Source organism: Chthoniobacterales bacterium (assembly GCA_039930045.1).
GTDB lineage: Bacteria > Verrucomicrobiota > Verrucomicrobiia > Chthoniobacterales > DASVRZ01 > DASVRZ01.
Genome location: JBDSQB010000023.1, coordinates 45,035 through 58,463 on the forward strand (window position 1 = coordinate 45,035; position 13,429 = coordinate 58,463).

General features: G+C 60.4%; 11 protein-coding genes. 4 read left to right on the top strand and 7 right to left on the bottom strand.

Features of this window, described 5'->3' with window-relative positions; genetic code table 11:
* Positions 1–34: 34 nt before the first annotated feature.
* On the bottom strand, positions 35–1,327 hold the full coding sequence (locus tag ABIT76_15545; GenBank protein MEO7934563.1) for an argininosuccinate synthase: 1,293 nt from the start codon (positions 1,325–1,327) through the stop codon (positions 35–37).
* Positions 1,328–1,332: 5 nt separating this feature from the next.
* Here ABIT76_15545 and ABIT76_15550 point away from each other — a divergent pair, with 5 nt between their 5' ends.
* From ABIT76_15550 to metG, 3 genes are all read left to right on the top strand, one after another.
* Entirely contained in the window at positions 1,333–2,139 is an 807-nt protein-coding gene (locus ABIT76_15550; GenBank protein MEO7934564.1) for a sulfite exporter TauE/SafE family protein, read from the top strand.
* A 279-nt stretch (positions 2,140–2,418) separates the two neighbouring features.
* A complete protein-coding gene (locus ABIT76_15555) occupies positions 2,419–2,751 on the top strand; it encodes a tetratricopeptide repeat protein (GenBank protein MEO7934565.1) in 333 nt (110 codons plus the stop codon).
* A 16-nt stretch (positions 2,752–2,767) separates the two neighbouring features.
* Complete coding sequence (gene metG / locus ABIT76_15560; GenBank protein MEO7934566.1) at positions 2,768–4,408, top strand: methionine--tRNA ligase; 1,641 nt, start codon at positions 2,768–2,770, stop codon at positions 4,406–4,408.
* 9 nt (positions 4,409–4,417) lie between these two features.
* On the opposite strand, the gene ABIT76_15565 is transcribed toward metG, so the two are convergent.
* The 5 genes from ABIT76_15565 to tgt form a co-directional block, all read right to left on the bottom strand.
* On the bottom strand, positions 4,418–5,914 hold the full coding sequence (locus tag ABIT76_15565) for a hypothetical protein (protein ID MEO7934567.1): 1,497 nt from the start codon (positions 5,912–5,914) through the stop codon (positions 4,418–4,420).
* A 4-nt stretch (positions 5,915–5,918) separates the two neighbouring features.
* Entirely contained in the window at positions 5,919–7,313 is a 1,395-nt protein-coding gene (locus ABIT76_15570; GenBank protein MEO7934568.1) for an MBOAT family O-acyltransferase, read from the bottom strand.
* 77 nt (positions 7,314–7,390) lie between these two features.
* The gene (locus tag ABIT76_15575; GenBank protein MEO7934569.1) at positions 7,391–8,062 is read right to left on the bottom strand and encodes a PEP-CTERM sorting domain-containing protein; all 672 of its coding nucleotides are present in this window, start codon (positions 8,060–8,062) and stop codon (positions 7,391–7,393) included.
* A 48-nt stretch (positions 8,063–8,110) separates the two neighbouring features.
* The gene (gene lysS / locus ABIT76_15580) at positions 8,111–9,580 is read right to left on the bottom strand and encodes a lysine--tRNA ligase (GenBank protein ID MEO7934570.1); all 1,470 of its coding nucleotides are present in this window, start codon (positions 9,578–9,580) and stop codon (positions 8,111–8,113) included.
* A gap of 68 nt (positions 9,581–9,648) precedes the next feature.
* A complete protein-coding gene (tgt, locus tag ABIT76_15585) occupies positions 9,649–11,655 on the bottom strand; it encodes a tRNA guanosine(34) transglycosylase Tgt (GenBank protein ID MEO7934571.1) in 2,007 nt (668 codons plus the stop codon).
* A 93-nt stretch (positions 11,656–11,748) separates the two neighbouring features.
* On the opposite strand from tgt, the gene ABIT76_15590 reads away from it, so the two are divergent.
* The gene (locus ABIT76_15590) at positions 11,749–12,492 is read left to right on the top strand and encodes a spermine synthase (protein MEO7934572.1); all 744 of its coding nucleotides are present in this window, start codon (positions 11,749–11,751) and stop codon (positions 12,490–12,492) included.
* 13 nt (positions 12,493–12,505) lie between these two features.
* On the opposite strand, the gene ABIT76_15595 is transcribed toward ABIT76_15590, so the two are convergent.
* The gene (locus ABIT76_15595; protein ID MEO7934573.1) at positions 12,506–13,402 is read right to left on the bottom strand and encodes an NAD(P)-dependent oxidoreductase; all 897 of its coding nucleotides are present in this window, start codon (positions 13,400–13,402) and stop codon (positions 12,506–12,508) included.
* Between the last annotated feature and the right edge of the window lie 27 nt (positions 13,403–13,429).

The following is a 13,429-nucleotide window of genomic DNA, read 5'->3' on the forward strand; positions in this document are numbered from 1 at the left end:
CGCGTGTGCTCCCCTAAAGAAAGACTAGCAGGCGCTAACCTTTATTATGCACCTGCGCGGCCACCTTCAGCCGCAACGCATTCAGTCGGATGAAACCCGTGGCGTCGCTCTGGTTGTAAGCCTGGGTCGGGTCGGCTTCCATCGTGGCGATGTGCGGATTGTAAAGGCTCACCGGGGATTTGCGGCCGGCGGTGATGATGTTGCCTTTGTAAAGTTTCAGCCGCGCCGTGCCGGTGACGTTTTTCTGGCTCTCAGTGATCAGCGCCTGGATTAATTCGCGCTCCGGCGCATACCAGAAGCCGTTGTAGATCAGCTCCGCATATTTCGGCTGGAGACCGTCGCGAATCCGCATGACTTCGCGATCCATCGTGAGCGTTTCCACCTGACGATGCGCTGCGTAGAGAATGCTGCCGCCAGGAGTCTCGTAAACGCCGCGGCTCTTCATGCCGACAAAGCGGTTTTCCACCAAATCGACGCGTCCGACGCCATTGCGGCCGCCGAGTTTGTTCAGCACGCGCATGATCCAGAGCGGGCTGAGAAGCACGTGGCCCTCGCCGGTTTTGATCGGAGTTTGATCGTAATGGAGGCCGGCCAGAATCTCTTCAATGGCGTCGCCGCCCAGCGAAACGCAATTTCCCGCGAGGAAGCCGAGTTCGATTACTTCGGGCGCATCGGGAGCGTCTTCTGGAGCCACGCTGAGCTTATACATGTCGCGCATTTCACTGGCACTCGCATCAAACCACGGATCCTCGAGAATGCCGCTCTCGAAGGAAATATGCAGGAGGTTGCGATCCATCGAGTAGGATTTCTTCGCGCTGGCCGTGATCGGAATCTGATGTTTCTCCGCATAGGCAATCATCTCCGCGCGACCGGGAAATTCCTCCCGAAAACGCTCCTGACGCCACGGGGCGATGACCTCGATCTCCGGTGCCAGCGCGGCGGCGGTGAGCTCGAAACGCACCTGATCGTTGCCCTTCCCCGTCGCGCCGTGCGCCACGGCCTGAGCGTTTTCGGCGCGGCAGATTTCCACCATGCGCTTGGCAATGAGCGGACGCGCAATGCTCGTGCCGAGGTAGTATTGGTTCTCGTAAAGCGCCCCGCCCTGCACCATCGGGAAAATGAAATCGCTGGCAAACTCCGCCTGCAGATTGTCGATGTAACATTTCGACGCGCCGGTGTTCAACGCCTTGGCTTCGAGGCCGTCGAGCTCTTCCTCCTGCCCGATGTCGGCGCAGAAAGCGATGACTTCGGCGCTGTATTTTTCGCGGAGCCAGGTGAGGAGGACGGAGGTGTCGAGACCGCCGGAATAGGCGCAAACAATTTTCATAAGGGGTGCTTTCCTACGTTGCGCGGAGGGAGTCGTCGAGTCAGTTTCGCATCGGACTTCCATTTATTTTGCCGCACCTCACCCCGCTCCAATGGATTTGCACCGCGCTCGCCGCACTCTGCATCGGGATGTCGAAGAGCGGCCTCTCGGGCATCAGCCTTGCCACGATTCTCCTGATGGCCCGGGTCTTTCCCCCGCGCGAATCCACCGGGATCATCCTGCCCATGCTCATCGCCGCCGACTTCCTCGCCTGCAGGGCGTTTCGACTCCACGCGCAATGGCGTCACGTCTGGCGGCTGCTCCCGGCGACCGTCGTGGGCGTGGTCCTCGGCTACTTCGCTATGCGGGCGATTCCCGAGGGAAACTACCGCCAGCTCATCGGCTGGATCATTCTCGTAATGGCGTTGCTGCAAGGGCTGAAAATGCGTTACCGCGAGCTTCCCCTGCCCGCGCTGCATCGCGCGCCGTTTGCGATAACGATGGGAGTCACCACCGGCGTCACGACGATGCTGGCCAATGCCGCCGGCCCCGTCGCCGCGCTCTACATGACGGCGGTGGACCTCCCGAAAATGCAATTCATCGCCACCTCGGCGTTCCTCTTTCTCATCGTGAACCTCATCAAAGTCCCCTTCAGCGCGAGCCAGGGGTTGATCACGGCGGACACGCTCCTTTTCAATGCGACTTGCATTCCATTCATCGCCATCGGCGTCTTCGGCGGCCGCTGGATCATTCACCGCCTCTCGCAGCGCGTTTTTGAAACGTGGGTGTTGGTTTTCTCCATCGCCGCAGCGCTGCGGTTGATCTGGATTTAAGTTCCATTCGACTGAGAAACGCCCAACAGCCGCTCGGAAAGAAACGTCTCAGGCCCAAACATGGCCGTCTCTCATCCAAACATAGCGGTCTTTTCCCAAAACATAGTCATCTCTCACTCAAACATGGTCGTCTCTGATTCAAACACAGCTTTTGCCAGCTTAAACATAGCTGCCTCCCACTCAGACATAGCGTTCCTCGATTCAGACATAGCCTCGTCGCGGCGCAGGACTTCCAAATAATCCATCGTCAGCCTCGCGGTGCTCCGCTAATTTCCCCCGATGGACTCTCTGGACGAACTCTTTGACGACGCGAGCGGCGACATCGCGCTTGGCGAACTCGACGCGGCGGCGGAGAAATACCGGCGCTGCGTGGAGCTGGACCCGGCTTTTTTCGACGGCTGGCACGCGCTCGGCATGACTCTGATGAAACTCGGACGTTACCCGGAGGCGATCGAGGCGGGGCTGAAGGCGACTGAGTTAAAGCCCAATGACCTGCTCGGGTGGTCGAGTCTGTCGATGTTTTACGTGCGCAACGGCCAGATCAAAGAAGCCGAGGCCGCCGGTGCGAAAGCGAAGATTTTGTCTTGGGGCGGCAAGATCGCGCGTGAATAATCAGCGGCCCATTCCCATGCAACCCGAATCATTTTTCATCACCACCGCCATTGATTACACGAACGGCGCACCGCACATCGGCCACGCCTACGAGAAGGTGCTCGCCGACGTGATCGCGCGGTATCAACGGATGGCCGGGCGCGAGGTTTTCTTCCTCACCGGGGTCGATCAGCACGGGCAAAAGGTCCAGCAATCAGCCGAGAAACAAGGCGTCGCGCCGCAGGAATTCGTCGATGGCGTGACCGCGAAATTCCGTGCCCTCTGGGACAAACTCGACGTGCGCTACGACGCCTGGGCCGCGACGACGGACGACCTCCATAAAGAATGCGTTCGCGCCAATCTCCAGATGCTTTGGGACGACAAAGACCCCGCCACGGGTGAGTCGCGCTGGATTTACAAAAAGAGCGAAGGCGGCTACTACAGCGTCCGCCAGGAGCAATTTCTCACCGATAAAGAGCGTGGCGAAGACGGCGAATTTGGCCCGGAGTGGCAGCCCGTTGAGTTTCGCGAAGAGGAAAATTTCTACTTCCGCCTGAAGGACCACAAACAATGGCTCCTCAACTTCATCGACAAACGCAGCGCCGATGGAAAACCCTTCGTCGTGCCCGACTTTCGCGTCGGCGAACTCCGCAACGCCGTGGAAAAACTCGATGGCGACCTCTGTATTTCGCGTCCCGTCGCGCGGCTCCAGTGGGGCATTCCCTTCCCTGAGAGCTTCGGCGCGGGCTTTGTCACCTACGTCTGGTTCGATGCGTTGGTAAACTACATCAGCTTCGTCCCCGGCCACGATCCCAAAGCGAAGGCTGGCTCCGACTCCGAGTTCGCCCGCTGGTGGCCCGCGCTCCACGTCATCGGCAAGGACATCATGATCCCCGCGCACGGCGTTTATTGGCCCATCATGCTGAAAGCGCTAGGCTACAAAGACGAAGAAATGCCCACCCTCCTCGTCCACGGCTGGTGGAACATCTCCGGCGCCAAGATGAGCAAAAGCCTCGGCAACGTCATCGACCCCGATGTCCTCGCCGACAAATACGGAGCCGAAGCCGTGCGCTATTATCTGATGAGCGACATCGCGACTGGCAAGGACTCGGATTTTTCTGAGGAACGTCTCATACAGCGATACAATTCCGACCTAGCTAACAGCCTGGGCAACCTGCTCAACCGCACGCTCAACATGGTGGCGAAGTATCGGGAAGGGAAACTCAAACTAAATAGCGATGTCCCGAATGACATCATGTCAGGAGTAGTTCGCTATCGTCTTCGCATGGAATCTTCTGGTTCAGATTCACCAGTAAACGTCGACCTAACGGATCAGCCGCTCTACCAGGTAAACAACTGCCTCGCTTGCGTCATCGAAATGACAAATTGGTGCAATCAATTTATTGATTCAAAGGCGCCATGGAAACTCGCCAAAGACCCAGCTCAAGCGGACCAACTCGACGCCGTTCTTTACACTCTCGCTGAATCGCTCCGCATCATCGCCATCCTTATTTCTCCCGTGCTTCCGAAGGCGGCGGCGGCGATCTTTATGCAACTCAACCGGGACGGCCCGATGACTCTCGCTGAGGCGACTTGGGGCAAACTTCCCGACGGTCATATCCTTGGAACTCCCACTCCGATCTTCCCTCGCATTCAGCCGCCGGAAACGGCGAGTTGAGTCAGGTTGTTATTTGGCCAGCGGCTGGCGCACTTCGCCGATTTCGATGGTGAGCCCGCGGTCCAGATTGGTCCAACTGATCACCCAAGTGTCGGACGGTTTCTTTCGCGAGAAGCGATATTTCAGCAGGCCGTAGTCGTCGTAGAAGCCCTGCCGGGGACGGGCGCTCTTGGCCTGCAGGCTGACTTTGTTTCTCGTTCGGCTGAGGGACAAGGCGACTTCTAGGTCACTCACCGGCGCGGGCAATTTGAGTTCGAGCGAAGCCTCTTTTTCCGTGACGGTGAAATGTTTGCCGTCACCGGTCGCAGTCATGCCCCGGAGTTTTTTCAGCTCCACCTTGAGCGGTTCGGAGGCTGCTTTCCAAGGCGGTGGCCCGAGGTCGAGCCGATCAAAACCCGCCTGCCGCCCCGCCACTCCGAGCAGGTGATATTCGGGGATTTCCAAGACGACGAGCGGCGGCTTCGGGCCCGCGAGTGACTCGTAATATTTGAGCCCAGCCCCGGAACTGAAGAGCGAACCTTTCGCCGGACGGTCGAGCCGGCGGACTTCCATTCCAGCGGCGTTGGCGAAAAATTCCGCAGAGTTAAACCCCGTGAAACTCGTGCCCAGCCAGCCAGCCTCCGTCGGAGCCGTGCGCAGTCGGGTGAAAGTCGGATCGTCCACCGAATCGGAGAAACGATTATCCGTGGGACTGTCCTGCCAAAAGCCAAATTTCCGGGCGGCTGATCCGGTGCGAAAATCGCGTTTCGCCCAATCCACCCGGTAAATCGGCTGGCCGTCGGCGACGGTTTTCATCTCGGGCCAGGTCTGCCGGAGGTAGCCTGCGAGTCCCTCCGACGCCGCCTGCGCACCACGGAAAGTCCAATGGTGGTCGCCTTTAAAATAGACCTGCGCACCCCGCGCGGCGGCGGCGCGCATGGCGTCGGTGGAGTTGAAAACGAGGAGGCCCTTTTGCCGGAGTTTCCCGGTCATCTCGGGAAGGAAGGCGAGGCGCTCGTGCTCCTTCTCGATCCAACCGGGGGTTTGGTCCGCGTAAAGCGTCGCGGCGTTGGGGATGAGTAAAATCACCAGTCGCATTCCCATGGCGCGGTAACGCAGGTCAAACTCGGCCAGCTTGTCGGCAACAGTCGCGGCTTGTTTCTGATAAAAAGTGGCGGACCGCGCCTCGACGGTTTCGGGGGAAAACAGCCAGTCATTTTTGCCCACGATCACGCCACTCGGGTTGCGTCCGGCCCAGGTGAAGGCGAGTTCGCGGTAGCGTGCGCCGGTGCCGTGGACGAGCCAGGAGCGGTTGCGCAGCCAGGCTTCGCAGTCGGTGGTCCATTCGCCTTTCCAGAGCAGCTTCGGGCGAAACTCGGGTCGCGGCATGTTGGGTTCGACGCCGGTGCCAGGCGGCTTTTTACCCATCCAGGAAAGGGCGGCATCGCTGATTCCCACGGCGAGGATGACGGCGAAAAAGAGGAAAAGGCAGATTCTTTGGATGGCGTGCGTGTGGGAATGCGACATGGCCTTAGAACTGAAAATAGAGGAAAGGATTCAACTCCTGCGAGGCGAGTTCGTGCAGGGCGAGGAGGAAGAGCAGGAGCATCGCGAGGGTGAGCCACGGGCGTCTTTTGCGCTCGGCAAACTGGTTGGAGTTCTTTGCAAAGAGAGCGATCAGCCAGCCGGTGCCGAAGAAAAACCAAAACCACGGCTGATGCAAACTGGCGATTTGCTCGTGCCACAAAGCCGGGCCGTGCGGCAGCAAATCGCGCACGAAATCCTTCATCTGGGCCACCGTTCCGACTCGGAAAGGAATCCAACTCAGCAGGATCAGGAGCAGGACGAAGAGGCGGTTTAACCACGCTGGGACGCGGTCTTGCAGGAGGGAGCGGCCTCCATTCCACCGCTCAATGGCGAGCCAGATGCCGTGATACGCGCCCCAGACGACGAAGGTCCAGTTGGCCCCGTGCCAGAGGCCGCCTAGGAGCATGACGATGATGAGGTTGATGCAGGTGCGGCGCAATCCCTGGCGGCTGCCGCCGAGGGGGAAATAGAGGTAGTCGCGCAGCCAGTTCGACAAGGTGATGTGCCAGCGACGCCAGAAATTGGTGATGCTCGTAGCTTGGTAAGGCGAGTCGAAGTTGACCGGAAATTTGAACCCAATCATGTAGCCGAGCCCGATCGCCATGTCGGAGTAACCGGAGAAATCGAAGTATATCTGCAACGCGTAAGAGGCGAGTCCGATCCAAGTCCCGGCGGCTCCGGCAGCGCCCGTGTCGAAGACGGCGTCGGCTGCGATGGCGACGTTGTTGGCGATGAGGACTTTTTTGCAAAAGCCGGTCATGAAAAGGAATGCGCCGCGCTCCAGCAGCTCGAGTCCGAGCACGGGCGACTTGAGTTCGTGGATGATGTTGACGTAGCGAACAATCGGCCCGGCGACGTGGGTGAAGAGCGCCAGATAACACGCAAAGTCGGTCCAGCGGTGCGCGGGCTCGACGGTTTTCCGATGGACATCGACGAGGTAGGAGATCGCCTGAAAGGTGTAAAACGATATGCCGACCGGGAGCACCATTGTTTCCCATCCCATGGTTTTCCAGCCGAGGCCGGACATGAGCGCGTTCCAATTGGCGACGCCGAAGTTGGCGTATTTGAAGTAAGCGAGAACGGCGAGGTTGAGCGTGACGGCGAGCGTCAGTGGGATGCGACTCGACTCATTTTTCCTGCGGGCGATCCACGAGCCGGCGTGATAATTGAAAATGCTCGACGCGATGAAGAGCAGCATAAAATCCGCCCGCCACCAGCCGTAAAACGCGAAGCTGGTGATGACCAGGCAAAGGTTTCGCGCCTGCCCGCGAAACAGCCGCGACGCCACGATGATGAGCGGCAGAAAGAAAAAGAGAAAGGCGTAGGACGTGAACAGCATCGGCGGGTGGCGCAAAAACTAAATCAAAGCGTCCCGCTTTGACCAGCCATCTCACTCCAAGTCGAGTTGGATTCGACTCAGGCCCGTTTGCGCCGGTAAAGGACGCCGCCACCGCAGAGAGCCAGGGCCGCCAGGCCGATGGTCGAGGGCTCGGGCACAGCGGTGTAGGCAAAGTTGTCGGTTTCAAAAGCCGCATTCGGCGAAGAGAAGACTGCCGAGGTGATCACGTCGCTGCCGGTGGTATTGAAATTGGCGTAACCCGTGGCGCTGCCCGTCGTGAGCCCAGGGGTGTTCGTGCCGGGAACAAAGGTGCCGAGCGACGTGGAGCCATTGAAAAGTTGCACCGAGTTATACGTGTCGGGAGTCGTCCAGGAGAACCCGAAATAACTCACCGCCGTGCCGAAGGTGACCGTCACCGGACCAGGACGACCGGTGCCTCCGACCGCCACGTAAACGCTCGTGTCCCCACCCGGCGTGGTATATTGGCCGCCTACGGAACCCTGCACAAAAGTGCCCGCCGTGCTGCCCGATCCGGCTGTGACTCCCGTCATCGTGATGTTGCTGGAAACGTAGGTCGTTCCCTGCGAGAGGATGACGACGTCGTTGAAATCCACGGTCGTTGCACCGGCGACACTCGTCTGCTGGCCCTGATTCGTCACGGCGGTTCCGGCATTCGAGAAAACGACTCCGGCGGAAACACAGGCGAGCGGAAGGCCGAGAAGCTGGATCAGGAGGGAAGAGGTTTTCAAGGTGCGGAGGTTATGCCGATGAACGGTGGCGGGTGTCAAAGGATTTCTTCAGGACGCCCGCGGCTTCAGATGTGGGAAAAGGATGACATCGCGGATCGATTCGGCGCCCGTCAGCATCATCGCCAGGCGGTCGATGCCGAGTCCGATGCCACCGGCGGGCGGCATGCCGTGTTCCAGCGCGAGGAGAAATTCCTCGTCGATGCTCTGGATTTCCTCGCCGGCCTGCTCCTCCAGCCGCGCGCGTTGGGCGATGGGGTCATTCAATTCACTGTAACCGGGGGCGATTTCCTGGCCATTGATGATCAACTCAAAAACGTCCACGACGCTGCCGTCGGCGGCGTTTTGCTTGGCCAGCGGCACGAGCTGGCTCGGCACGTGCGTGACGAAAAGCGGGTTGAGCGATTTCTCCTCGATGAGCTTCTCGAAGAACTGCTGGGTCATCTCAAAATCTTCCATCGCGGGACTGACCTCGAAGCCGAGTTCGTGGGCGCGGGCGCGTTTCGCCTCGGCGCTGAGCGCGCTCCAACCCGGATCGCGCGCCTCGATGAGTTCGTGATAGCGGGCGCGTTTCCACGGGCGCGTGAGGTCGATGGTCTTGGTGATTTCGCCCTCGGAGTTTTTGTGTTCTAGAACCAGCGTGCCGCAAACCGTCTCCGCCAGGTGGCAGATGAGCGACTCCATGAGTTCGGCCATCAGCTCGAAATCGGCATAGGCCCAATACGCCTCCAGCATGGTGAATTCCGGGTTGTGCCGACGCGAAACGCCCTCGTTGCGGAAATTGCGATTCAACTCAAACACCTTATCGAAGCCGCCCACGAGTAGCCGCTTCAGATACAACTCCGGGGCGATTCGCAAAAACAAATCCACTCCCATCGCATTGTGATGCGTCTTAAATGGCTGTGCCGCCGCGCCGCCCGCGATGGTCTGCATCATGGGCGTTTCGACTTCGAGGAAGCCGCGATCCTGGAGGAAACGGCGGATGCCCGAGACGATCTGGATGCGTTTCAAAAAGACCTCGCGCGACTCCGCGTTGGCGATCAAATCGAGGTAGCGCTGACGATATTTCGTCTCGACATCGGTCACGCCGTGCCATTTCTCGGGCAGCGGACGAAGCGACTTCGCGAGCACGGTGAAGGCTTTGACATGGATGCTTTTCTCGCCGGTGCGCGTGACGAAGCAAAAGCCCTCGACGCCGATGAAATCGCCCATGTCGAGCAACTTGAAAATCTCCGTGAGCTCGGGTCCGAGTTCCTTCGTGCTGACGTAAAGCTGGATGCGTTCGCCGCTCGACGACAGATCGAGAAAGTGGCTTTTCCCCATGTCGCGATGCGCCGTGAGCCGTCCCGCGAGCCGCACTTCGAGCCCTGGCTGCTCAGGAGTCTGCGCGACAAATTTTTCCCGCGCCTCGGCAATCGTGTGAGTCGTATCAAACCGCGCCCCGAAGGGATCGACACCGAGTTCGCGGAGTTTGGCCAGCTTCTCGCGGCGGATGGTGAGGAGTTCGCTGAGTTCTTCCATAGAGGGGAATCAGGAAATCAGGAAATCAGGAAAGGGAAAGCCGGGAATGAAAAAAGCTGGGTGATGAGTTAAGTGTCGGCGTGGAACTGCGGGTGCTGGAGGATGAGTTCGCGGAGGGTGGACACGGTCTCGGGCGGCGTGTCGGTGGGGAATGGGGTGTCGGAGCGTTGCCATTTTTCCAGCCAGTCGAGTCCCAATGGAATGAAGTCGGCTGCTGCGGAGGGGGTGAAGGCGACGGTGGTTTCCAGGCGAGTTCCAGTCGATTGGCCGGCGGCGATGTGGAAGCCGGCGGCGAGCAGGGCGGCCCGGGCGGCGGTGGAATAGCTGTAGGTGAAGAGGGCGCACGGATGCTGTCCGCAGACGGCGAAGAGGCGACGGAAGGCGTCGATGCTCCAGGCTCCGGGGTTGGTTTTTCCGGAGAAGAGGTCGTAATAGATGAGGTCGGGAGGCGGACCGGAGAGGTTTTCGAGGAAGTCACCCGTGATGAGTGTCCAAGTGAGGCCGGGGTGGGTGCGCGATTGCCATTTCCCCTTTTCGAGGAGGGCGATGGGGCCGCCGTGGCGCAGATAATGAAAGAGGTCGCGGTGGCTGAGGGCGAGTCGCAGGGCGTCGAGGTCGTTTTCAAAGCTGACGATGTGCAACGGGCGCACGGGGTGAAGCTGGCTTTCGTAGCATTCGATGGCGGCCATGGCGTTGGCGCCGGCTCCGAGCCCGATGTCCCAGAGAGTCAGGGGCGTTTCTGAGTGGAGTTGCAGTTGATTGGCGAGGCCGGATTGGCGAACGTAGAGTTCCCGCGCCTCCTCGATCGGCGGCAGGCGGCCATGCATGATTTCTCCGGACTCGCTGTGGCGGATGCTGGCTCCGCTTTGTTCATCGAGATGGACCTCAAACGCGCCAAGCTGGAGGACGGGCCGCTTCGGTTTCCGACGAACGGGAGCGACGGGATTGTCGAGGTCGGTGACGTGCAGAAAGGCGCGTTTCTCTTGATAGAGCGTGAAGAAGCGGTCCTCGAGAATGCTCTGCCGGATGTCGCGCATGAGCTGATGGTAGAAATGGAAATTATGCTGCCCGATGAGTTGCCAGCCGAGGACTTCGCCCGTTTTCGTGAGGTGATGCAGGTAGGCGCGGGAGAAGCGCGCGCAGGTGGGGCACGGGCAATCGGGGTCGAGGGCTTCCTGGGAAAATTTGTAAACGCCGCGCCGCAGTTGCAGGAAGCCGCGCGAGGTAAAGGCCCCGCCGCGCTGGGCGACTTGGGTGGGAATAATGCAATCAAACATGTCCACGCCGCGATGGACGGCTTCCAAAATATCGAGCGGGGTGCCGACGCCCATCAGGTAGCGTGGACGGTCGGCAGGGAGGAGTCCGGCGGTGAATTCGCACATGTCCTCGCGCTCGCCGCGCGTTTCCCCGACGGCCAGGCCGCCAATGGCGAATCCATCGAAGGGGAGTTCGCAAAGACCGGCGGCGCTTTCTTTTCTCAAGTGCGGAAAGAGCGCGCCCTGGATGATGCCAAACATGGATTGCGGGGAGTCGCCGCGGGCGGCCAGGCTGCGCTCGGCCCAGCGTTGGGTGATGCCGAGGGCGGCGCGCGCGGCGGCCTCATCGGCGGTGGAAGGGATGCATTGGTCGAGGGCCATCATGATGTCGCTGCCGATGGCGACCTGCGTTTCAATGCTCCGTTCGGGGCTGAGGAGGATGGTGCGTCCGTCGAGATACGACTTAAACTCCGCCCCGTCCTCGCTCATGGAGCGGGAGTGCGGCAGGGAGAAAATCTGGAAGCCGCCGCTGTCGGTGAGGACGGATTTTTTCCAATTCATGAACCCGTGAATGCCGCCCGAGCGCCGGAAAACCTCGGCTCCAGGTCGCAGCAGAAGGTGGTAGGTGTTGGCCAGAAGAATCTTCGAGCCGGAGTCTTCCAGCGTCTGCGGGAGCTGGGCTTTCACCGTGGCCTGCGTGCCGACGGGCATGAAAAGCGGCGTGAGGACTTCGTTGTGGAGGGTCTGAAACCGGGCCGCGCGCGCTGCCGAGCCGGTGGCTTGGGCCTGGAGTTGGAAGTGGAGGCGCGATTCGGTCATGGGAAAGGCGGGGACTGTAAAACGAGCCGGGTGCCAGTGCGATGGGGAAGTTTGGTTGCCTTTCGCCGCCGGGTCACCCACGCTGCCGCGGACATGATTCCCACGAACCAACTCGGCGAGACGCGCACCCCGGACGGCAGCCGTTTCAGCCTGCACGAACACGACGGCGAGTTCTTTCTGAAGCTCAACGGACGCCAGCTTATGAGCACGACTTCGACGGTTTCGGAGCTGCTCCTGGCCGATCTCGCCTGCCCGCTGCTCGGCGCGAAGACCAACGCCCGCGTCCTCATCGGCGGGCTCGGGCTGGGCTACAGCCTCAAGCGCGTGCTGGAATTAGTCGGGCCCGGCGCCACCGTGCATGTGGCCGAGTTGCTGCCCGATGTGGTGCAGTGGAACCGTGAATTTCTTCAAAAAATCAATGGCCCACTGCTCGACGACCCGCGCGTGAGCGTGATCGTGGCGGATGTTTTCCAAGTGATCAGCGATGCGGGCAGCGAGCGTTACGATGCGATCCTACTCGATGTGGACAACGGGCCGACGTCGTTTGTGCAGGCGCAGAACTCCCGACTCTACGACCGCAGCGGTTTCGGTCTGATCCGTCGCGCGCTAAACGCCGACGGCTGTGTGACATTCTGGTCCGCCGCGCCGGAACCCGGCTTCGTTGGCCGGTTGCAGAGGGCAAGATTTTTGGTGAATTCCGTCCCGTGCAAAGCCCACGAGCGCGCGAAACGCCTGGAGCATGTCATCTACGTGGCGAAGCGGGACGAGCGTCCACCGGCGGCCAAACCCGTCGTCCACGTGCAGCCCTCGCGCTTCAAAAAGCCGCACCGAAAATAGCGCCGGGTGTAATTTATTCCTGGTGACGTCCGGGAAAGGTCAGCTCTGCGATGCCGCTCTTGTCGAGATCGCCGAGGCCGAGGGAAATCATCCGGTCGAATTGGGCCTTGGCCGCGGCAGCGAGGGGAAGCTGGAGACCTTGTTCGACGCCGAGCGCCAGGGCGATGCCGCTGTCTTTGGCGGCGTGCGCGGCTGAGAAGAAACAGGCGTGATCGCGGTTCACCATGTCCTCGCCATCAGTGGCGACGACGCGGGAGTTGGCTCCGGTTTGGGAGAAAATCTCCAGGAGCATCCGGGGATCAAGCCCAAGGGCGGCACCGAGTCCGAGCCCTTCGGCGAGCCCTGCGGTGTTGATGTTCATGACCATGTTGACGAGCGCCTTCACCTGACCCGCGCTGCCCGCCGGGCCGATGTAACGCAGGAGCTGGCCGCCGTCGCTGAGTTCGGCGAGGAGGGGTTGAAGCCGGTCGAAAGTGGTTTTTTCTCCGCCGCACATGAGGTAAAGCGTCCCGGCCCGAGCTTGGGGAATGCTGGAGGCCATGCAAGCTTCGAGGGACGCGGCACCGGCCAGAGCGACAGCAGATTCGACTTCAATATGGATCTGCGGGCTGACGGTGGCGCAGTTGACGAACGTCTTACCAGCCGCGTCGATGAGCAGACTGTCCCCGCTGGCGGCAAAGATCGCCCGCTGCGCTGCGTCATCGGTGACGACCGTAAAAATAACGTCCGCCGCCGCAGTGACATCGGCCAGCGCGCTGCAAACTTTTGCGCCCAACTCGTCAGCGACTCCCTGCGCCGAGGCTGCATGACGGTCGTAGATTGCCGTGACAGGGTAACCCTGTTCGTGGAGCCGCCGGACCATGTTCGCGCCCATCCGACCAACGCCGACAAACGCAATTCTGGGTTTCATAAAAGTCGCGGGCAGCGAAAGCGTTGC